The organism is Streptomyces sp. NBC_00569 (assembly GCF_036345255.1).
Classification (GTDB): Bacteria; Actinomycetota; Actinomycetes; order Streptomycetales; family Streptomycetaceae; genus Streptomyces.
Genome location: NZ_CP107783.1, coordinates 3,672,506 through 3,693,035, shown reverse-complemented (window position 1 = coordinate 3,693,035; position 20,530 = coordinate 3,672,506). Strand labels below are relative to the sequence as shown.

The window sequence follows — 20,530 nt, the reverse complement described above, 5'->3', positions numbered from 1 at the left end:
GTGCCATGGCAAAGAAGGCCAAGAACTTCAAGAAGTCCAAGACCGGCGCATACGTGTCGATTGCGACCACTGCATTTGGCGCGATCAGTGTCGCGAAGCAGGCGAAGCTGGCCCGCAACGATCACGACACCCTGCGGCTCATCGACGCCGCGGTGTCCGCCGCCGCCATCGTTACCGGCCTGGCGATCCTCTACCGGGAGCTGAAGCGCCTGGGCGACGACGACGTCCTGCTGGGCTGAGAGGGAAAGTCTCACCGTGACCGTCACTGAACTGATGTCGTACGACGCGGCACTCGCGACGTACGACCCCGTCATGGGCCTCGAGGTCCATGTCGAGCTGGGTACGAAGACGAAGATGTTCTGCGGGTGCTCCACCGAGCTGGGCGCCGAGCCCAACTCGCAGACCTGCCCCACCTGTCTCGGCCTGCCCGGCTCGCTCCCGGTCGTCAACGCGATCGGCGTCGAGTCGGCCATCAAGATCGGCCTCGCGCTCAACTGCGAGATCGCCGACTGGTGCCGTTTCGCCCGGAAGAACTACTTCTATCCGGACATGCCGAAGAACTTCCAGACCTCCCAGTACGACGAGCCCATCGCCTTCAACGGCTACCTCGACGTACAGCTGGAGGACGGCGAGATCTTCCGTGTGGAGATCGAGCGCGCCCACATGGAGGAGGACACCGGCAAGTCGCTGCACGTCGGTGGTGCGACGGGCCGTATCCACGGCGCCTCGCACTCCCTGCTCGACTACAACCGCGCCGGCATCCCCCTCATCGAGATCGTCACCAAGCCGATCGAGGGCGCCGGGGAGCGTGCGCCGGAGGTCGCGAAGGCGTACGTCGCCGAGCTGCGCGAGGTCATCAAGGCGCTCGACGTCTCCGAGGCCCGCATGGACAAGGGCCAGATGCGCTGCGACGTGAACCTGTCGCTGCGCACCGGCCCCGAGGCGCCCTTCGGCACCCGCTCGGAGACGAAGAACGTCAACTCGCTGCGTTCCGTCGAGCGTGCCGCCCGTTACGAGATCCAGCGCCACGCCGCTGTCCTGTCGTCCGGCGGCACGATCGTGCAGGAGACCCGTCACTTCCACGAGGAGGACGGCTCCACCACGTCGGGCCGTATCAAGGACAACGCCGAGGACTACCGCTACTTCCCCGAGCCGGACCTGGTGCCGGTGGCGCCCGCCCGCGCCTGGGTGGAGGAGCTGCGCTCGGGGCTGCCCGAGATGCCGCGCGTGCGCCGTAACCGGCTGCGCGAGGAGTGGGGCGTCTCCGAGCACGACATGCAGTCGATCCTCAACGCGGGCGCGGTCGACCCGATCGTCGCCACGATCGAGGCCGGCGCCGACTCCGTCTCGGCCCGCAAGTGGTGGATGGGTGAGCTCGCCCGTAACGCCAACGAGTCGGGCACCGCGCTCGACGAGCTGCCCATCACCCCGGCCCAGGTGGCCCGGGTGGCGGCGCTCGTCTCCGCCGGTGACCTCAACGACAAGCTGGCGCGCCAGGTCATCGAGGGTGTCCTCGCGGGCGAGGGCGACCCGGACACGGTCGTCGAGAAGCGCGGCCTGAAGGTCGTCTCGGACGAGGGCGCGCTCGGCGCGGCCGTCGACGAGGCCATCGCGGGCAACGCCGGGATCGCCGACAAGATCCGTGGCGGCAAGGTCGCCGCCGTCGGCGCGCTCGTGGGCGCCGTCATGAAGGCGACCCGGGGTCAGGCCGACGCGGCGCGCGTCAAGGAGCTGATCCTGGAGAAGCTGGGCGTCTCCGAGGGCTGAGGTTCTGTGTCCTCACACGCCGGACGGGCTCAAAGAGCCAGCCCGTCCGGCGTGTGAGGACCGGGGTCCGGGGCGGAGCCCCCGGACTTCGGAAAGGGGGCAGGGGGAGCACGAATTCTGGAGTCGCACGTTGAGCACCATCCCCGCCGAACTCCTCTCCGTCACCCTCCTCCTGCTCATCCTCGGCTTCGCCGTGGTCCGTCCCCGGCAGCTGCCGGAGGCCGTCGTCGCCGTGCCCGCGGCGGCGATCGTCGTGGCCGTCGGCGCCGTGTCGCCCGCGCACGCGTGGGCCGAGACACAGGACCTGCTCCCGGTCGTCGGGTTCCTCGCCGCCGTCCTGGTGCTCGCTCAGCTCTGCGCCGACGAGGGCCTGTTCAAGGCCGCGGGCGACGCCATCGCGCGGGCCTGCAAGGGCAGTCCGCGCCGCATGCTCGGCGGGGTCTTCGCCGCGGCCGCCGTGATCACCGCGGTGCTGAGCCTGGACGCCACTGTCGTGCTGCTCACGCCGGTCGTCCTCGCCACCGCCCGCCGGATCGGCGCGAGGCCGCGCCCGCACGTCTACGCGAGCGCCCACCTCGCCAACTCCGCCTCGCTGCTTCTGCCGGTCTCGAACCTCACCAATCTCCTCGCCTTCACCGCGAGCGGCCTCACCTTCGCGCGGTTCGCGGGGCTCATGGCCCTGCCGTGGCTGGGCGCGATCGCCGTCGAGTACGTGGTGTTCCGGCGGTACTTCGCCGACGACCTGGCGGCGCCCGCCCACGAGCCGGACGCCGAGGAGCCGCCCGGCCTGCCGGTGTTCACCCTCACCGTCCTCGCGCTGACGCTCGTGGGCTTCGTGGTCACCTCGTTCGCCGGGATCGACCCGCTGTGGGCGGCGATCGCCGGCACGGCCGTCCTCGCGGTGCGGGCGCTGGGGCAGCGGCGCACGACCCCGCTCGCGCTGGTGAAGTCGGCGCACCCGTACTTCTGCCTCTTCGTCCTCGCGCTCGGGATCGTGGTCAAGGCGGTCGTCGACAACGGGCTCGGGGACGGCATCGACCGGCTGCTGCCCGAGGGCTCGTCGCTTCCCGCGCTGCTCGCCGTCGCCGGCGTCGCGGCCCTGCTCTCCAACCTGATCAACAACCTTCCGGCCGTTCTCGCGCTGCTCCCCGTGGCGGGGCCCGCGGGTGCGGGGCCGGTCCTCGCCGTCCTCATCGGCGTCAACCTCGGCCCCAACCTCACGTATGTGGGCTCGCTCGCCACGCTCCTGTGGCGCCGCATCGTCCACGCCCACGACGTGCATCCCGAGCTCGGTGACTTCACCCGGCTCGGCGTGCTCACGGTCCCGGCGACCCTGGTCGTGTCAACGGTGGCGCTCTGGGCGGGACTTCAGTTCCTCGGCTGACGGGCCGCAGAAGGCGAGCCGCGTCACCGGACCGGAAGGTGACCGCGAACTCCCGCGCCCTTGTGACTAAGGCCACGAAAGCGACAAAGGATCACTTCTTGCTGTAAGAGTGGCTTGCCATTGCTCATGTGTCTTTGCGGGCGTTCCCGGTGAAGATCCACAACCCTGGGAGCGCGTCCGTGGCAGCACTCGCACGATGGTGTGCACGGCACCGCCTCGTAGTCGTCCTGCTGTGGCTCCTCGCCCTCGGCGGCACGAGCGCGGCAGCGGCCGTCGGGGGCTCCTCCTATTCGAACGACTACGAGGCACCGGGCACCGAGTCGGGGCGCGCCACGCAACTCCTCGACGACGCATTCCCCGGCCTCGGCGGCGACAGCGACACCGTCGTCTGGCACACGGACGGCAGCATGGTCCGCGCCGCCGACGTGAAAGAGCGCATGACCCGCACGCTCGACAGGATCGAGCACCTGCCCGGCATCGCCGCGGTCACCGGCCCGTACGAGCAGCAGGGCACCGGCCAGACAAGCGCCGACGGACGCACCGCCTACGCCACGGTCACCTTCGACCAGCAGTCCGGCGACATCGCCAAGGCCGACGCGCAACGTCTCGTCGACACCGCCAAGGCCGCCGAGAACAACGCCCCCGACGGACTGCGGGTCGAACTCGGCGGCAGCGCCGTCGCCCTGACCGAGTCCGCCCAGGGGCATGTCGCCGAGATCGTCGGCGTCGTGGTCGCGGCCGTCGTCCTCCTGCTCGCCTTCGGCTCCCTCGCGGCCAGCGCCCTGCCGATCGCCACGGCCCTGGTCAGCGTGGGCACCGCCGCCTCCGGCATCGTGCTCCTCGGCCATGTGATGACCGTCGCCGACTTCGCCCCGATGCTCGGCATGCTCGTCGGCCTCGGCGTCGGCATCGACTACGCGCTGTTCATCGTGACCCGGCACCGGCGCGGCCTGAAGCAGGGCCTGTCCGTGGACGAGGCGGCGGAGCGCGCCGTCGCCACCACCGGGCGCGCGGTCGTCTTCGCCGGCGCCACCGTCTGCATCGCGCTCCTCGGCATGCTGATCCTGCGCCTCAGCTTCCTCAACGGCGTCGCGATCGCCGCCTCCCTGACCGTGCTGCTCACCGTCGCCGCGTCCGTCACGCTGCTGCCCGCGCTCCTGTCGTTCATCGGCATGCGCGCGCTCAGCAGGCGCCAGCGGCGCAGACTCGCCGCACACGGCCCCGAGCCCGAGCTGCCGACCGGGGTCGCCGCCCGCTGGGCCGCCTTCGTGGAGCACCACCCCCGGCTCCTCGCCGGCCTCGCCCTCGGCGTGATCACGGTGCTCTCGGTGCCCACGCTCTTCCTGCACCTGGGCACGTCCGACCAGGGAAACAACGCGTCGGCGTCCACGACCAGGCAGGCCTACGACCTTCTGGCCGACGGATTCGGGCCCGGCGTGAACGGGCCGCTCACCCTCGTCACCCCCATAGACGGCGCCGGCGACCAGGTGGCCGTGAGCCGTCTGGAGTCCATGATCGGCTCGGCCGATGGCGTCTCCTCCGTGACCCCGGCGACGTACAACGACAGCGGCACCGCCGCCTTCCTGACCGTCGTGCCGAAGTCCGCGCCCCAGTCCCAGAAGACCAGCGAGCTCGTCGACCGGCTGCGCACCGACGTCATCCCCGCGGCCGAGAAGGGCACGTCCCTCGACGTACGGCTCGGCGGCGTCACCGCCAGCTACGACGACTTCGCCGACGTCATCATCGGCAAACTGCCGCTCTTCGTGGGCGTCGTCATCGGACTCGGCTGCGTCCTGCTGCTCCTCGCCTTCCGCTCGATCGGCATTCCCCTCAAGGCCGCCGCGATGAACGTCGCGGCCGTCGCCTCCGCCTTCGGCGTCGTCGTCGCGATCTTCCAGTGGGGCTGGGGCAGCGAGATGCTCGGCCTCGGCAGAGCGGGCCCGATCGAGCCCTTCCTCCCCGTGATCATGGTGTCGGTCCTGTTCGGGCTCTCGATGGACTACCAGGTGTTCCTGGTCAGCCGCATGTACGAGGAGTGGCTGGAGACCGGCGACAACCGGCGATCCGTCCGCGTCGGGCTCGCCGAGACCAGCCGCGTCATCAACTCCGCGGCCGTGATCATGATTTCGGTCTTCCTGGCCTTCGTCCTCAGCGGTGACCGCGTCATCGCGATGTTCGGCATCGCCCTGGCCGCCGCTGTCGCCCTCGACGCGTTCGTCCTGCGCACGCTCCTGGTGCCCGCCCTCATGCACATGCTCGGCGGGGCCAACTGGTGGCTGCCGAAGTGGCTCGACCGCCGACTGCCCCGCATCAGCATCGAGCCGCCCGAGTGCCGCGAGCCGCATGCGAGTATTCCTGGACAGCACCCGGCCGCGGACGGCGCCCTGCTGGACACACTGGTGAAGGCCGAGGCCGAGGAGCACAAGCGCGATGTACACGATCTCCCTGGGTGACGACGGCGCGGAACTGCGGCCCCTTGAGCCGTGGCACGCCGAGCAGTTCCTCACCCATCTGGAGCGCGGCCGCGAGTTCATCGGGCAGCACATCTCGTTCGGCTCGAACATCAAGGACGTCGACACGGCCCGTGATCTGCTCAGGTCCTACGCCGACAAGCGCGCCGCCGACACCGGAAGCCTGTACGGGATCTGGCTGGACGGGACGCTCGTCGGCGGCCTGCTCTTCCGGATCTTCGACGTGGAGGGCGGCAACTGCGAGATCGGCTGCTGGCTCGAGCCCGCCGCGGCCGGGCGCGGTCTCGTCACACGCGGTGCGCGCGTCCTCATCGACTGGGCGGTCCTCGAACGCGGCATCCACCGGGTGGAGTGGGTCGCCTCCTCCGAGAACGGGCCCAGCCTGAACGTGGCGCGGCGACTCGGCATGAAGCGGGAGGGCGTTCTGCGCGAGGCCAGCACGCACAAGGGCGTCAAGCAGGACCTTGAGGTGTGGTCGGTGCTCGCGCCTGAGTGGCGCGCGCTTTGATCCGCCGGGCCGTTCCGGATGCCCGTGACCTCGTGGGCCGGTGCTAGCTCGCCGGTTGTGAGGCGGGTGGCTCGGGGGCGGGGGACTCCGCGTTCGACGGCGGGGCCGACGATTCTCCGGGTGCCTCGGACGACGGCGGCTGCGACGCCTCGGACGACGGGGACGACGGGGACGACGAGGACGACTCCGGCGTCCCGGACGACGGGGCGGTCGAGGCGTTCGAGGGGGAGGCCCCGGGAGGGGTGCGCGGCGTGGTCCTGCGGTCGCTGCCACCGGTGGTGCCCGCGGTTCGGGTGAACCAGCCCTCGGTCTCCGGGTCGTACATCACGAACCTGGCCACCGGCTGCGGCGCAGGCGACACGACCACCACGTTCGACGACTTGTACGCCGACCAGGCCTTGCCCTGACGCTTCACCGGCCCCCGCAGAGGCACCGGGGCGAGCAGCGGGTTCCCGCACGAGCAGCGCACGCGCGGCTCCCCGCGGTCGTTCACGAGCACGGCGGTGCCGGACTGGAGCACGGACTGGAAGGCCGTCGCCGCGCCGTCGCGGAAGCCGTGGTTCGTGACCCGGGTGTCGAGGCGGAGCTGGACCGGGGTCAGCGACCGCAGATAGGCGGGGACACCGGACGGGGCGAGACCGAGGACGGAGGCGAACGCCTTGTTCTTGTCCGGCTCCGCGCCCAGCGCGCGGATCTGCTTCTCCACGTCGCAGCTGGAGACGTCGCGGGTGCCGCCGTACAGACCGGGGGCGGAGCCCTCGACGCCCCGGACGATGTTGGCGTTCTGCGACGGGCCGGTCCCCGAGGCGCTCGGCAGCGCGGTCGGCGTGGTCGCGGTGGCGCCCTTCCGGGTGCTCGACCCGGTGTACGGGTCGGGGCCGGACGAGCTGGCGCTCTGGAGGAAGAGCTCGTCGCCGGCCGCGGTCCCGCCGCCTCCACCACCGCCGCCGAAGTTGGTGAGGACGACAGTGAGGACCACCGCGGCGGCGATCAGGACGCCGAGCGCCACGAGCTTCCTGGGCGTGAAGCGCCACCAGGGGCGACCGGGGTGTGGGCCGTCCGGGGGCGGGGTGCCACCGGGGGGCGGGGTGTCGCCCGGGGGTGGCGTGCCGCCCGGGCCGCCGCCCGTACTGCCAGAGCCTGAACCAGCGCCTGAACCAGCGCCCGAGCCGGAGCCTTCGCCGGGCGGCGGTGCTGAGGGGGGCCCGGGCGCCGACGGAGGTTCGGGCGCGGGCCGGGCCGGGCCCGAGAGTGGGCCGGATGGGGGGCCGGTGGGGCGGCCGGGCTCCGTCGGTCGGTCACTCACGGGCGCTTCTTCTCACCGTAGGAGGCATGGGGCGGGACAGGGAGGGCCCGCCTCGCGGTCCGGCGGCCCAGTCCCCTATATCCCGTTACCTCCACATTGTGTGCTCCGTACTCGTACGGCCCGCAAGCCGAACTCGTACGGCCCGCGACGCGACGCGGTCGGCCCTCCCGAGGGGCGGACCGCCCGGCGCCTGCCTAGCGTGGCCCCGTGAGTGAACAGGCATCCGACGGCCGGACCGGCGCCAGGCGCAGCGCGAAACACGGCTGGGCCGCGGCCCTCGTCGCCGTGCTCGCCGGGCTCGTGGCCATGGTGGTCACGGCCGCCCTCGGCCTGTGGGCCGCGGGCGCCACCGGGCTTCCCGGGAGCGCCTTCCCCCGAGTGGTCGTCGCCGTCGTGGTGATGGCGGCCGGCGGCTCCGTCGAACTGGCCGGAAACGCCGGAGAACTCGCCCAGACACACGCCGACATCTCGGTCCTGCCCCTTTCCGTCACCCTCGCCGGAGCACTGGTGATCGCCGCGGGCTTCCTGCGGCCGCTGCGCCACCGGGCCATCGCGAGCGGCGGCGAACTCCTGGGCTGGGCCGGGCGGGTGGCCGTGCCGTGGGTGGTGGCGATCGTCGTCCTCTCGTTCCTGGCCAGGCAGGATTTCGAGATCCCCGTCACGGACCCGACCGGCGGCGTCATCGAGGGCGTCCTGGACGGCCCACCCAAGGTCGGATTCCGGACGAACCTGCCCCTCACGCTGCTCTTCGGCCTGCTGTGGCTCGCGGGCGTCATGATTCTCGCCGTCCTCGTGTCACGCGCCGCCCCGCTCCCCGCCCGCCTCGTCCGCTTCCAGGAGTCGGTGCGCCCGGCCGCGTACGCGATGGCAGCGCTGCTGCTCGTGTACGTGGTGCTGGGCGTCGTCATCGGTCTCGTCGTCGCCGCGACGCGCGGCCACGCTTCCGAGACGTTCGCCGTGATCCTCCTGGGCCTGCCCAACCTCGTCTGGTTCGGCTACACCATCGGCCTCGGCGCGTCCTGGGAAGGCAAGGTCGACGGTCCGTTCGGCCTGCCCGTGCCGCACATCCTCGACGCCGTGCTCCGCACGCCCGACATCTCCACCGTCGACGTCAGCACGCTCGCCGCGCAGGACGGCCGCGTCTGGTGGTCGATCGCGGTGGCCGCGATCCTGACGCTGGCGGCCGCGTTCGGCATGGCGCTGCGGTCACCCGCCCGGATGAGGGCCTGGCAGCACGCCCTCCACATGGCGGCGGCCCTCGTCCTGACCGTGCTGGCCATCTGCCTTCTCGCCCGGGTCTCCGCGTACTACGGCCTGTCGCTCCTCGGCCTCGGCGATCTCGGCGGCAGGCTCGGCGGAGAGATGTCGCTCCGACCGAACGTGTGGAGCGCCCTCGGCCTCGCGGTCCTGTGGGGCCTGGGCACCGGGTTCCTCGGCGGCCTGCTCGCGTCCCGGCGCCACCGGCGTGGAGAGGTGGAGACGGCGAAGCCGGACCGGAGCTGACCGTTTCGCGACTGACCGTTTCGCAACTGACCGGATCGGAGCAGGGGCGGGGCTGGGGGCTAGCGCACCAGGCCTGTGAAGACCGGCAGCGCCCATCGCGGGGGTGCGGGCGGGGGCCCGGCCGTGGGGGACCACGTACTGATCCGGCCGTTCACCTGCGTCGGAGGATGGTCGTCCCGGGCGCCGCCACGGACCGCCGCGCGCAGGGCCGCCACGAACTGGAGGCACGAGTCGTAGCGGTCGTCCGGGCTCTTCGCCAGCGCCTTGGCGAGTACGCCGTTCATCGCCGCCGGGAGATCCGGGCGCAGCCCGGTCAGGGGCGGCGGCGGGTCGAACTGGTGGGCCCACAGCAGCGCCATGTCGTCGTCGCGCTGGAACGGCGGCAGGCCGGTCAGGGTCTCCTGGACGACGCAGGCGAGGCTGTAGACGTCGCACCGGCCGTCGACCGGGCGGCCGGAGATCTGCTCGGGCGCCACATAGTCGAGCGTGCCGACGAACTGCCCCACGGACGTGAACCCCGTCAGCGACAGCGACTTCTTCGTCAGGCCGAAGTCGGTGAGGTAGACGTGCTCGGGGTGGTCGCTGTCCGTTCCCGCGGCGACCAGGATGTTGCCGGGCTTCACGTCCCGGTGCACCAGGTCGTGGTCGTGGGCGGCGTCGAGCGCGGACGCGACCTGCGCGGCGATCCGTACCGCCGTCTCCGCGGGCAGCGGCCCCTGGCGGTCGATGAGCGCGCGCAGGTCCTGGCCCGCGACGAAGCGCATGGCGATGTAGAGGATGCCCTCGGTCTCGCCGGCCTCGAAGACCGGCACGATGTGCGGATGGTCGATCGCGGCGGCGACGCGCGACTCGTGCGTGAACCGTTTACGGAAGGTGTCGTTGCGGACGAGTTCGGGGGCGAGCAGCTTGAGCGCGACGGTGCGGTCGAGGCGTAGGTCCGTGGCCCGGTAGACGACCGCCATGCCGCCCCGGCCGATCTCGCTCTCCACGCGGTACCCGGCGATCTGCCGCCCGAGCAGATCGGACGGCCGGCCGACGGGCAACTGCGCATCGTCCGTCATCACCGGTCACCGCGCCGGGGGCCGTCCCGAACGGGAGCGGGGGCAGAGGGCTCCTCGGCGCCGCGCTCCGCGGTCGGGTATCCGCTCATCTCTTCCGGGTCCACGATGCGTGTCGGCTCGGGGGCGGGCCGTCCCTCATCGGCGTTCTCGTCCGGACCGGGGGCCGTCCCGTCCGCGCCCGCGTCGGCGACCTCCTCCGGGCCCGCGTAGGCGACCTCCTCCGGGTCCACGACGCGGGTGGGTTCCGGGGCCGCGGCAGGTGCAGGCCCGGCCGCGGGAGCCGGTGTCGCCGCGCTCGGCCGTCCCGGTCCCGCCCCCGCCGCGTACGTACTCAGCTGAGTGCCGTCGCTGTACACCCACCGCTCGTGCTCGGCGTCGTACAGCCACACCGCCTCGCCGTCGACGACCATCCCCACGCGCAGCCCCTGCGTGCGGCGCCGGAACGTCTCCCCGTCGATGCGCTGCTCGGCCAGTTCCAGCGCGGCCCGCCGGTACTGGCCCGCGGCCTCCTCGACGCGTGCCATCAGCGGGCGCGGATCCGCCGTGCGGGCCATGGGCTTTCCGGCCTGGGGCGGGTCGCGCGGCACGGCGACGAGCAGGCGGCCGTCGACCCACGCCGACCAGCCGTTGGCGCACACGATCCGGCCCCAGTCCGCGCGCCGGTCGACCAGCTCGACGGGGAGCAGCGGGTCGAGCGGCTGCGTGGGCCGGGACACGTCCGGCTCCTCCCAGGCGGGCATCCCGTCCGGAGGCACGACATGGGTGGGGCGGAACTCCGGTGTCGCCATGGGCGCCTCTCCGCTACTTCCGCATGATGGCGGGCTCGTGCCGGCGCAGCAGGCGCGCGACGGCGAATCCGAAGACGACCGAGAGCACGACCAGCATCCCCATGTTGAGCAGCCACACCCCGGTGGCGTGCTCGAACAGGGGGTCGCTCGTCAGCTTCCCCGGCACGATCCGGGACAGCCCGACCGTGCCCGCCATCGCGGCCAGCGCCCACCTCGACGGAACCAGCCACGACAACTGCTCGATTCCGGGCACCCCGTGCAGTTGGAGCAGCGCACCGCAGAACACGACCTGGATGATCGCGAGGAGCACCAGGAGAGGCATGGTGACCTCCTCCTTGCGCACGAGCGCGGACACGAGCAGACCGAGCATCATCGCCGTGAACGACAGGAGTGCCACCGTCAGCGTGATCTCCATCAGCGGAGGCATCAACACCCCCTTGCCACCGGGCGCGTTGAGGTCGACACCGACGAGCCCGACGAGCGTGAGCACGATGGCCTGAAGCACCGTGATCGTGCCGAGGACGACGACCTTGGACATCAGATACGCGGATCTGGACAGCCCGACGGCACGTTCCCGCTGGTAGATCACCCGTTCCTTCACCAGCTCGCGCACGGCGTTGGCGGCGCCCGTGAGCACACCGCCCACACACAGGAGGAGCAGCGCGTTCATCGCCGACTCCTGGGTGAGACGGCTGCCGGCCAGCGCACGCACCATCGCGCCCATGACGAACGGCAGCGCGATCATGATGGCGAGGAAGGTCCGGTCGGCGCTCAGCGCGGCCGCGTACCGGCGTACGAGCGTCCGCAGCTGCGCGCCCCAGCTCCGTGTCCTCGGCGGCGGGGCCACCTCCTTCACGGGGGTGGCCGGCAGCCGGGGCTGTGCCGTGGAGTTCACGATGTACTGACGGTGGAACAGGGACGTGTTGTAGTCCTCCGCCCAGCCGCGGTCGCGGTCGTTCTCGAAGGCCTCGAACGCCTCCGGCCACTCCTCGAAGCCGAAGAACCCGAGCGCGTCCCCCGGCGGGCCGTAGAACGCGATCTTCCCTCCAGGGGCGAGGACCAGCAGCCGGTCGCACACCTCCAGGCTGAGGACGCTGTGCGTGACGACGATGACGGTCCGCCCGTCGTCGGCGAGGCCGCGCAGCATGTGCATCACCGAGCGGTCCATGCCCGGGTCGAGCCCGGACGTCGGCTCGTCGAGGAAGAGCAGTGACGGCTTGGTGAGCAGTTCGAGGGCGACGCTGACGCGCTTGCGCTGGCCGCCGGAGAGGCTGTGGATCGGCTGCGTCGCCCGCTGTTCGAGGCCCAGCTCGCGGACGACCTCGTCGACGCGGTCGCGCCGTTCCGACTTCTCGGTGTCCTGCGGGAAGCGGAGTTCGGCCGCGTAGCCGAGGGCCCGGCGCACGGTCAACTGCGAGTGCAGGATGTCGTCCTGCGGCACCAGGCCGATGCGCTGGCGCAGTTCGGCGTAGTCGCGGTACAGGTCGCGGCCGTCGTACAGGACCGAGCCCTGGTCGGCGGGGCGCAGCCCGGTCAGCGCGTTGAGCAGCGTGGACTTGCCCGCGCCGCTCGGGCCCACGACGGCGAGCAGGCACTTCTCGCCGACCGGGAACGAGACGTGATCGAGGAGCGTCTTGCGGCCCCGGTCCACGGTGACCGCCAGGCCTTGGACGTCGAGCGAGACCTCACCGGTGTCGACGAACTCCTGCAGCGTGTCGCCGACCAGGCAGAACGCGGAGTGGCCGATGCCCACGATGTCCCCGGGCGAGACCCGGGCGCGGGAGACCGGTGTGCCGTTGAGGTAGGTGCCGTTGTGCGAGCCGAGGTCGACGATCTCGTACGTGCCGTCGGGCCGCGCCCGCAGCTCGGCGTGACGGCGGGAGACGGTCAGGTCGTCGACCACGAGGTCGTTGTCGGCGCTGCGGCCGAGGTGCACGGTCCGGGCGGGCAGCGGCCGCACGGTCGTCGGCTGCCGGAACGTGCCGGTCGCGCCGGGCATGGAGACGGATGAAGGCCGTTCCGGGGCGCGGCGTGTCGCTGACACCTGATCAAGTACGTGATCAGGAATGCGGTCCGGTATCTGATCCGACAGGTGATGCGTCATGGGCCTGGGCGGCGGCGGTGGCTCATGGCCGACCAGCACGGCGCGCGGTCCGTCCGCGGGGTGACCGAACCTGATGACCGTCCCCGGCCCCACCCCGGACTCGTGGATGCGCCGGCCCCCGGTGTACGTGCCGTTCGTACTGTCCTCGTCCTCCAGAGACCAGTGGTCGTCGACGGGCCGGAGCACCGCGTGGTGCCATGAGACGCGGGCGTCGTCGATGACGATGTCACTCATGGGGTCGCGACCGACGTGGTAGTCCCTGCTCGGGCTCATCACCGTGGGTCCGGCATCGGTTTCGAGCACAAGCTCGGGCGCAGTCGACGCGACGGGCCGCTCTGCCATGTCCGAATTCTATCGACGTGTGCTGGTGTGCGCCTGATCGGACAAGTGCCCCGGCCGTACACAGGCCCGGCACAGGCCGGTCTCAGCCCGGACTCAGCTCGTTAAGAGAGCTCTCAGACTCCGTCCGTACGGTGCGGGGCATGGTTACGAAGACTGATGACGAGACGACCGAGACCCCTGAGTCCACCACCGCCGAGGCCGCCGAGGCCGCCGCCGAGACTCCTGAGGTCAGCGAGGTCACCAAGGAGGCCGAAGGTACCGACGCCGCCGACACCCCCGTGGGCACGGATGCGGACGCTGACCTCGACGACGAACCGTTCGCGACCGCCGCGCCCGTGGAGGACTCCTCCGGTGCGGGGCAGGGCGCCGGCGCCGTCGTCTCCGCGGCACTGGGCGTCGTCGCCCTCAGCGGCAGCTGGGTCGCGACCGTCGCCTCGGCCCGCGAGTCCCTGATCGGCCAGCTCCAGACCTCGCAGAGCGCGAGCGTCGCCAAGCAGGTCTCCGAGGTCTACGGCGACTCGTGGCACGCCACCGCCCTGGTCGGCGGCCTCTTCGCGCTCCTCGCGCTGATCGTCGGCGCGGTCGTCCTGGCCCGGCCCGCGTTCGGCGCCCCGGGCAGGCCGCAGGCCGTGTGGATCAAGTCGGTCGCCTGGGCGGGTGTCTCCCTCGGCATCCTCGGTCTGCTTCTCGCCGTGGCGAAGTACACCGACATCCTCATGTCGCTTCCCTCGACCTCTTCCTGACCCCGCTTCCTGAGACGTGCGTCGGGGGTGCCTCAGACCGGGTCGGGGGTACCTCAGCCCGGTCTGAGGTTCTCTGAGGTACGTCTAAGGCACCCCGTACCCGCAACATGCGGCACTCTCCCGATGTGGCGGACCCCCCTGGGAGACGAGTGTTGAGGCATCGCAGAAAGCGAAGCCGAAACCCACTCGCCACCAGGGAGCACCAGATGTACGAGTACGAGATCCACCAGGTCCGCGCCGCCGAACTGATCCACCGGGCCGAGCACAGCCGCCTGGTCCGCGAGGCCCGTGAAGCCCGGCGCAGCCGGCGCGCGGAGCGCCGCGCCGCCTCTGCCGGCCAGGACGCGGAGGGTCGGGTGAACAGTCCGCGCTCAGGCCGCTCGCGTTTCGCACGCGCGGCCTGACGATGAAGGCGGAGCCGGGGGAGGACCACACGCGTGTGGTCCTCCCTTTCCACTTCAGCCCCGACTTCAACGCAGGCGACCGGCATATCGAGGTCACTGACCGGCGCCCGACTCTGCCCTCGGCGATAACGGGTGCCGCTGCGTCGGACCCCTGTGCGATGCTCGCCCCTGTGGAGACCAGGTGCGTCAGCCCGGTGTTCGTCGGCCGCGCCGGCGAACTGGGCGTACTCAACAAGGCGCTCGCCCGTGCCACCACGGGGGAGCCGCAGGCCATGCTGCTCGGCGGGGAGGCGGGGGTCGGAAAGACCCGTCTCGTCGAGGAGTTCGCGCTCGCCGCGCGACGGGAGGGCGCCGTCGTCGCGCTCGGCGGGTGCGTCGAGATCGGTGCGGACGGGCTTCCGTTCGCCCCCTTCTCGACGGCTCTGCGCGCCCTGCGCCGACTGCTGCCCGAGGAGTTCGTCGCGGCGGCCGCCGGACAGGAGACCGAGCTCGCACGGCTCCTGCCCGAACTCTCCCTGGCGCCGGCCGGACGCGACGGACGCCACGGCGAGGAGAGCATGGCCCGGCTCTTCGAGCTGACGGCCCGTCTCCTGGAACGTGTCGCCGCGGATCGCACCGTCCTCGTCGTCCTGGAAGACCTCCACTGGGCCGACGCCTCCACCCGCCACCTCCTCTCGTACCTCTTCCGTACGCTGCGCAGCGGCCGCCTCGTCATCGTGGCCACGTACCGCGCCGACGACGTCCACCGCCGCCACCCCCTGCGCCCGCTCCTCGCCGAACTCGACCGTCTGCGCACCGTCACCCGCCTGGAACTCGACCGCTTCAGCCGCGACGAGGTGGCCCGCCAGGTCGCCGGGATCTTCGCCGCCGAACCCGAACAGGCCCAGGTCGACGACATCTTCGAGCGCTCCGACGGCAACGCGTTCTTCGTCGAGGAACTGGCCGTCGCCACCAGCGAGGGCTGCTGCACCGGCCTGTCCGAGACGCTGCGCGACGTGCTCCTCGTCCGCGTCGAGAGCCTTCCCGACGATGCCCAGCGCGTGGCCAGGATCGTCGCCGAGGGCGGCTCGACCGTCGAGTACGCGCTGCTCGCCGCCGTAGCCCGGCTCGGCGAGGACGAACTGATCGAGGCCCTGCGCGCCGCCGTCGGCGCCAACATCCTGCTCGCCACCCCCGACGGGGACGGCTACCGCTTCCGCCACTCCCTGGTCCGCGAGGCCGTCGGCGACGACCTCCTGCCCGGCGAACGCTCCCGCCTCAGCCGCCGCTACGCCGAGGCGCTCGAGGCCGACCCCTCGCTCGTCCGCGCCGACGAACGCGTCACGCGCCTCGCGAGCTACTGGTACCACGCCCACGACCCGGCCAAGGCCCTGCCCGCCGTACTCGACGCATCCGTCGAGGCCCGCCGCCGGCACGCCTACTCCGAACAACTGCGGCTCCTGGAACGGGCGATGAACCTCTGGGACGAGACCCCCGAGGACATCCGCGCCGAGCTGCGCCCGGTCGACTACACCGAGGTCTACCCGCCCTGCGGCTGCGACCCCGCCACCACCCCCCTGCGCTATCTCGACCTGATGGCCGAGGCCGCCGTCGCCGGCCGGCTGTGCGGCGAACGCGAACGCTCCCTCAAGATCACCAAGCGTGCCCTGCGCCTCATCGACGACGCCGACGACGAGAAGGACCCCCTGCGCGCTGCCTGGTTCTGGATCCAGCGCTCCCGCCTCGTGCCGTCCCTCGGCCGCGGCGACGGCTGGGCCGAGATCGCCACCGCCCAGGAACTCGTACGCGGACTGCCGCCGTCCGAGGTGCACGCCGAGGTCCTCACCAACGTCGCCTCCTGGGGCATGCTCCACAACCCCGGCGAGGAGACCCTGGCCGCCGCCGAACGGGCCGTCGAATACGCCCGCATGGTCAAGGCCGAGGACATCGAACTGAACGCGAGACTCACCCTCGGCAGCCTCCTCGTCGACGCGGGGGAGGCCGACCGCGGCCTGGCCGAGATGTACGCCGTCCGCGACCGGGTCGTCGAGATCGGCCTCGTCCCGCAGGTCGGCCGCGTCCACATCAACCTCGCCTCCGCTCTGGAGAGCGCGGGCCGCTCCCTCGAGTCCGTGACCGTCGCCGAGTCGGGCATGGACCTGTGCCGCCGGTACGGGCTCCTCGACTCGGAGGGCTGGGTCCTGACCAACATGGCCGAGTCCCTCACCTCCCTGGGCCGCTGGACCGAGGCCGACGCCGTCGTCGACACGGCGCTGCGGTCCTCCGCCCTGAGCGCCAAGCCCCGCGGCACAGTCGCCCTCCGCCGCGCGACCGTCGCCCTCGGACGCGGCGACCATGTCGAGGCGGCCGCCCAGCTCACCGCGGCCCGAGCCACCTACGGCACCCACGACACCATGCCCCAGTACGCGCTGCCCCTGTCCGCCCTCGCCGTAGGCATCGCGGCCGCGGCCGGCGGCACCCAGGGACTCCTCGACGCCCGCGCCGAACTCGCCCGCGTCGTCGCCGAGGGCATCCCGCCGAGCAACCAGCGCTATGCCTGGCCGCTCCTCGTCGCCGCCGCCGTCGCCGAGGCGGACGCGCGGGGCCTGCCGACCGCGGAGCCCGGCCGCGCCGGAGCTGTCGACCGGATCCGCACCGCCGCCAAGCGCCTGGCCACACCCATGCCCGTGTGGCTCGCCCACGAACAGTGGGTCCGCGCCGAACTCCTGCGCGCCGAAGGCCGCGACACCCCTGACGACTGGTCCCATCCCCTCACCACCTTCGAGTCGCTCGACCGCCCCCACGACCTCGCCCGCGTCCGCTTCCGCACGGCGGAATCCCTTCTCGCGGCAGCCTCCGCGTTCGAGGACGAGAGGGAGCGGGCCACGGAACTGCTGCGGCTCGCCGGAGCCGTCGCCGAACACATCGGAGCGCGCCCGCTCACCGAAGCGGTCGCCCTCCTCGCCCAGCGCGCCCGCCTCACCCTGAACCCCGCCGCGCCACGCCCTCAGACCCCTGCCGACCCCGCCGAGGAACTCGGCCTGACCAGCCGCGAACGCGACGTCCTGCGCCTCGTCTCCGCCGGACGCAGCAACCGCCAGATCGCCGAGGAGCTCTTCATCTCCCCGAAGACGGCGAGCGTCCACGTCTCCAACATCCTCGCCAAGCTGGGCGTCGCCGGCCGCGGCGAGGCAGCCGCTCTGGCCCACCGCCTGAGACTGTTCGCGCCGACGGGCTGAGCCCCGGGCCCGCACGGGATCGTCACGCAGGGTGAAATTTCGCGCTGTCGTACGCTGGACTGAGATCTCGGCCACCCGGAGGCGCCGTGTTCAACATGTTCGAGGAGCTGTTCTCACCCGGCCGCAAGCACACCGACGAGGAGCGCAAACGCCTGGAGCTGACCCGCGTGGACCTCAACGACGGCGACCCGGGGCGCGGTCCCATAGACCTCACCTCCGGCAAGGTGGTGGTCCGTGTCCCCGCCCAGGCCGCACCTGGCCCGACGGACCCGACGGACCCGATGGATCCGGCGGACGAGGCGGAGCCGGGGGAGCAGACCCCGGAGGCGGACGCGCACGACCTCGCCGTCCCCGCCCCCTCCGACGGCGAGACCTGAGCCCTGGTTCCGCTCCCGCCCGGGACCGGGGCCGCCCTTCAGGACACCTCCAGCTCCAGGATCCGGTCGTCGCCCTTCCGGGGCGTGCCTCTCGAGTCCGTGTTGCTCGTCGTCAGCCACAGCTTGTTCCGGCCCGCGGCGACCACCGTGCGCAACCTTCCGTACGTGCCCTCCTCGGTCGCCTTGTCGATGAGGAAGGCCTGGGGCTCGGCCGCCACCCCCGTCCCCTTCAGGGGGATCCGCCACAGCCGCTCGCCTCTCAGGCCCGCCATCCAGATCGAGCCCTCCGCGTAGGCGATGCCGCTCGGTGACGCCTCGGACGTGTGCCACACGGCCACCGGATCGTGGAAGCCGGACTTGCCGCTCTTGCCCTCCACGTCGGGCCAGCCGTAGTTGTCACCCGGCACGATCAGGTTGAGCTCGTCCCACGTGTCCTGGCCGAACTCCGAGGCCCACAGATGCTTGTCCTTGTCCCAGGCGAGCCCCTGCACATTGCGGTGACCGTACGTATAGACCACGGAGTCGCCGAAGGGATTTCCGGGCGCCGGTCTGCCGTCCGGGGTCATCCGGAGGATCTTGCCGCCCGGGGACTTCTTGTCCTGCGCGTACTTCTTCACGTACGTCTCGCCCGTGCCCGCGTAGAGCAGCTTGTCCGGGCCGAACGCGATGCGCCCGCCGTTGTGGTTCGTGCCCTTCGGGATGCCCTTGAACACCGTCTCGGGCGCGCCCAGCTGGTCACCCGGCGGCTTCTTCGCGTCGTACCGCATCCGCACGATGCGGTTGTCCGACTTCGCGGTGAAGTACGCGTAGAGCCAGTGGTCGGAGGCGAACGACGGGGAGAGGGCCAGGCCGAGCAGTCCGCCCTCGCCGCCAGGGACCACCCCGGGCACCGTGCCGACCTCGGTCTTCTTGCCCGTCTTCGTGTCGACCCGCGTGATCGTCGCCTTGTCCCGCGAGGACACCAGCAGGCCGCCGCCCGGCAGCGGAGCCAGACCCCAGGGGGAATTCAGGCCCTCGGCGACCGTGCGCACCACCTTCACCGAACCCTTCACCGGACCGGTGTCGCCCCCCGAGTTCCCGGAAGCGGACGTTCCTGGTTCGGACGAGCCGGGGGAGGCGCTGCGCCGGCTGTCCGACGGACCGCCGCCACCCGAGGAACACCCCGCCGTGAACAGGATCGAGGCGCAGGCCAACACGGCCAACACGGGCTGCACACCGGGACGTTGCACGATCGGATCCTCTCGACGCTGCGGACGGGGCTGCTCTTCTGCGCTGCGGTTCTACTGTTCATACACCGCAGCCACCCCGCAGGTTCCCGATCAACCCCGACGCGTTCGGAGCAACTCGAGCCCGCCCGCCACTCTCACGGCCCAGCCGTCGAAGCTCCCCCAGCCGCCAAAGCCCGTCCTCCCCCTCAGCCTCCAGAACTTCTCCCCCCAGCCCCAGAGCCCCGTCCCCAGAGCTCCCCCTCAGTCCCAGGACCCCCGAGCCCGCGGCAGCTCCCCGATCTCCGCCAGATCACGGTCCGTGAGCCGCAGCTCCGCGGCCGCAGCGTTCTCCGCCGCCCACCGATCCCGCTTGGCACCCGGTACCGGGACCACGTGCCGCCCGCGGCTCAGCACCCACGCCAGCGCCACCTGCGCGGGAGTGACCGCTTCCCCGTGCCGCGCGGCGATCCGGCGCAGGCCCGCCACGATCGGCTGGTTGGCCGCCATCATCTCCGCGGTGAACCGGGGATGCCGGGCCCGCAGATCGTCCGGTTCGAAGCCCTGCCCCGGCGTCAGCGTGCCCGTGAGGAAGCCGTTGCCCAGCGGCATCGCCGCGAGGAACCCCACGCCCCGCGCCTCGCACCACGGCAGCAGTGTCTCCAGCGCCTCCGGCGACCACACCGAGAGCTCGGCCTCCACCGCGCTCACCGGGAACACCTGCTGCACCCGCTCCAGCTGCCGGATCGTTCCCGCATGCAGCCCGGCCCTGCTCCGCCGTGTCGCCCGTGCCCCCACCGCGCACAGCCCGAGCGCCCGCACCTTTCCCGCGCCCACCAGCTCCGCCATGGCGCCCCACGTCTCCTCGACGGGCACCTCGGGGTCGGCCCGGTGCAGCTGGTACAGATCGATCGTGTCGGTCTGGAGCCGCCGCAGGGACGCGTCGCAGGCCCGCTTCACATACCCGGGCCGGCCGTTGGCGACGATGTGCTGCTCCCCGACGAGCAGCCCGCACTTGGTCGACACGAAGGCGTCGCCCCGGCGCTCCTTCAGGACCCGTCCGAGCAGGAGCTCGTTCGTGAACGGCCCGTACATGTCCGCCGTGTCCAGCAGGGTCGACCCCCGGTCCAGCGCGGCGTGCACAGTGCGTACGGACTCGTCCCCCCGCTGCCGCGAGCCGGTATAGGCCCAGCTCATCGGCATGCACCCGAGCCCGATCGCGCCCACCTCGAGCGCTGCCGCCCCGATCGTCCTGCGCTCCACCTGGAAGTAGCCTCCCTCTGCGTGTTCGAGAGGCACCCAAACTAACCTCTGGGACCCGGCCCGCCGCGCACAGCCCACCTCCCATT

Annotated in this window: 16 protein-coding genes; 10 read left to right on the top strand and 6 right to left on the bottom strand. The window is 71.9% G+C overall.

Translation table 11 applies throughout. The annotated features are described in order from the left end of the window. Positions 1-5 precede the first annotated feature (5 nt). From OHO83_RS16460 to OHO83_RS16440, 5 genes are all read left to right on the top strand, one after another. A complete protein-coding gene (locus tag OHO83_RS16460; RefSeq protein WP_100598271.1) occupies positions 6-239 on the top strand; it encodes a hypothetical protein in 234 nt (77 codons plus the stop codon). Positions 240-255: 16 nt separating this feature from the next. Beyond that, the gene (gene gatB, locus OHO83_RS16455; protein ID WP_266674436.1) at positions 256-1,767 is read left to right on the top strand and encodes an Asp-tRNA(Asn)/Glu-tRNA(Gln) amidotransferase subunit GatB; all 1,512 of its coding nucleotides are present in this window, start codon (positions 256-258) and stop codon (positions 1,765-1,767) included. A 130-nt stretch (positions 1,768-1,897) separates the two neighbouring features. Then, positions 1,898-3,151, top strand: a complete 1,254-nt coding sequence (locus tag OHO83_RS16450; RefSeq protein WP_266674437.1) for an SLC13 family permease — start codon at positions 1,898-1,900, stop codon at positions 3,149-3,151. A gap of 179 nt (positions 3,152-3,330) precedes the next feature. Further along, on the top strand, positions 3,331-5,604 hold the full coding sequence (locus tag OHO83_RS16445) for an MMPL family transporter (RefSeq protein WP_266674438.1): 2,274 nt from the start codon (positions 3,331-3,333) through the stop codon (positions 5,602-5,604). Continuing rightward, a complete protein-coding gene (locus OHO83_RS16440; protein ID WP_266674440.1) occupies positions 5,582-6,130 on the top strand; it encodes a GNAT family N-acetyltransferase in 549 nt (182 codons plus the stop codon). The genes OHO83_RS16445 and OHO83_RS16440 overlap by 23 nt, the downstream gene beginning before the upstream one ends. 43 nt (positions 6,131-6,173) lie before the next feature. Here OHO83_RS16440 and OHO83_RS16435 read toward each other — a convergent pair whose 3' ends face one another. After that, positions 6,174-7,139, bottom strand: coding sequence for a DUF6777 domain-containing protein (locus OHO83_RS16435; protein ID WP_266674442.1), 966 nt, complete (start codon positions 7,137-7,139; stop codon positions 6,174-6,176). Positions 7,140-7,643: 504 nt separating this feature from the next. Here OHO83_RS16435 and OHO83_RS16430 point away from each other — a divergent pair. Next, positions 7,644-8,939 carry a streptophobe family protein gene (locus OHO83_RS16430; RefSeq protein WP_266674444.1) on the top strand — a complete coding sequence of 432 codons (1,296 nt, stop codon included), beginning with the start codon at positions 7,644-7,646 and terminating at the stop codon, positions 8,937-8,939. Positions 8,940-8,998: 59 nt separating this feature from the next. Here OHO83_RS16430 and OHO83_RS16425 read toward each other — a convergent pair whose 3' ends face one another. Genes OHO83_RS16425 through OHO83_RS16415 form a run of 3 tightly spaced genes read right to left on the bottom strand, consistent with a single transcriptional unit; the run spans position 8,999 to position 13,234 of the window. Beyond that, the gene (locus OHO83_RS16425) at positions 8,999-10,000 is read right to left on the bottom strand and encodes a serine/threonine-protein kinase (protein ID WP_266674446.1); all 1,002 of its coding nucleotides are present in this window, start codon (positions 9,998-10,000) and stop codon (positions 8,999-9,001) included. Further along, the gene (locus OHO83_RS16420; protein ID WP_266674448.1) at positions 10,000-10,788 is read right to left on the bottom strand and encodes a hypothetical protein; all 789 of its coding nucleotides are present in this window, start codon (positions 10,786-10,788) and stop codon (positions 10,000-10,002) included. Before OHO83_RS16420 ends, OHO83_RS16425 begins: the two co-directional genes overlap by 1 nt. Before the next feature lie 13 nt (positions 10,789-10,801). Then, a complete protein-coding gene (locus OHO83_RS16415) occupies positions 10,802-13,234 on the bottom strand; it encodes an FHA domain-containing protein (protein ID WP_266674450.1) in 2,433 nt (810 codons plus the stop codon). A gap of 140 nt (positions 13,235-13,374) precedes the next feature. Between OHO83_RS16415 and OHO83_RS16410 the strand changes: the two genes are divergently transcribed. The 4 genes from OHO83_RS16410 to OHO83_RS16395 all read left to right on the top strand — a co-directional run bounded on the left by OHO83_RS16410 (position 13,375) and on the right by OHO83_RS16395 (position 17,976). Beyond that, entirely contained in the window at positions 13,375-13,977 is a 603-nt protein-coding gene (locus tag OHO83_RS16410) for a hypothetical protein (RefSeq protein ID WP_266674452.1), read from the top strand. A gap of 206 nt (positions 13,978-14,183) precedes the next feature. After that, positions 14,184-14,381: a hypothetical protein gene (locus tag OHO83_RS16405; RefSeq protein ID WP_266674454.1), complete on the top strand. Its 198-nt coding sequence runs from the start codon at positions 14,184-14,186 to the stop codon at positions 14,379-14,381. 158 nt (positions 14,382-14,539) lie between these two features. Continuing rightward, positions 14,540-17,599 (top strand): helix-turn-helix transcriptional regulator, encoded by a 3,060-nt coding sequence (locus OHO83_RS16400; protein WP_266674456.1) that lies wholly within the window; start codon positions 14,540-14,542, stop codon positions 17,597-17,599. 95 nt (positions 17,600-17,694) lie between these two features. After that, positions 17,695-17,976, top strand: a complete 282-nt coding sequence (locus OHO83_RS16395; protein WP_266676651.1) for a DUF6191 domain-containing protein — start codon at positions 17,695-17,697, stop codon at positions 17,974-17,976. 38 nt (positions 17,977-18,014) lie between these two features. Here OHO83_RS16395 and OHO83_RS16390 read toward each other — a convergent pair whose 3' ends face one another. Further along, positions 18,015-19,208 carry a PQQ-dependent sugar dehydrogenase gene (locus OHO83_RS16390; protein WP_330280783.1) on the bottom strand — a complete coding sequence of 398 codons (1,194 nt, stop codon included), beginning with the start codon at positions 19,206-19,208 and terminating at the stop codon, positions 18,015-18,017. A 237-nt stretch (positions 19,209-19,445) separates the two neighbouring features. Continuing rightward, positions 19,446-20,444 carry an aldo/keto reductase gene (locus OHO83_RS16385; RefSeq protein WP_266676653.1) on the bottom strand — a complete coding sequence of 333 codons (999 nt, stop codon included), beginning with the start codon at positions 20,442-20,444 and terminating at the stop codon, positions 19,446-19,448. Positions 20,445-20,530 lie beyond the last annotated feature (86 nt).

Bases quoted from the DNA above. Each gene is read 5' to 3' on its own strand.
- OHO83_RS16460 (WP_100598271.1), top strand. From the start codon at position 6: ATGGCAAAGAAGGCCAAGAACTTCAAGAAGTCCAAGACCGGCGCATAC.
- OHO83_RS16440 (WP_266674440.1), top strand. From the start codon at position 5,582: ATGTACACGATCTCCCTGGGTGACGACGGCGCGGAACTGCGGCCCCTT.
- OHO83_RS16425 (WP_266674446.1), bottom strand. From the start codon at position 10,000: ATGACGGACGATGCGCAGTTGCCCGTCGGCCGGCCGTCCGATCTGCTC.
- OHO83_RS16420 (WP_266674448.1), bottom strand. From the start codon at position 10,788: ATGGCGACACCGGAGTTCCGCCCCACCCATGTCGTGCCTCCGGACGGG.
- OHO83_RS16415 (WP_266674450.1), bottom strand. From the start codon at position 13,234: ATGGCAGAGCGGCCCGTCGCGTCGACTGCGCCCGAGCTTGTGCTCGAA.
- OHO83_RS16410 (WP_266674452.1), top strand. From the start codon at position 13,375: ATGGTTACGAAGACTGATGACGAGACGACCGAGACCCCTGAGTCCACC.
- OHO83_RS16405 (WP_266674454.1), top strand. From the start codon at position 14,184: ATGTACGAGTACGAGATCCACCAGGTCCGCGCCGCCGAACTGATCCAC.
- OHO83_RS16400 (WP_266674456.1), top strand. From the start codon at position 14,540: ATGCTCGCCCCTGTGGAGACCAGGTGCGTCAGCCCGGTGTTCGTCGGC.
- OHO83_RS16395 (WP_266676651.1), top strand. From the start codon at position 17,695: ATGTTCGAGGAGCTGTTCTCACCCGGCCGCAAGCACACCGACGAGGAG.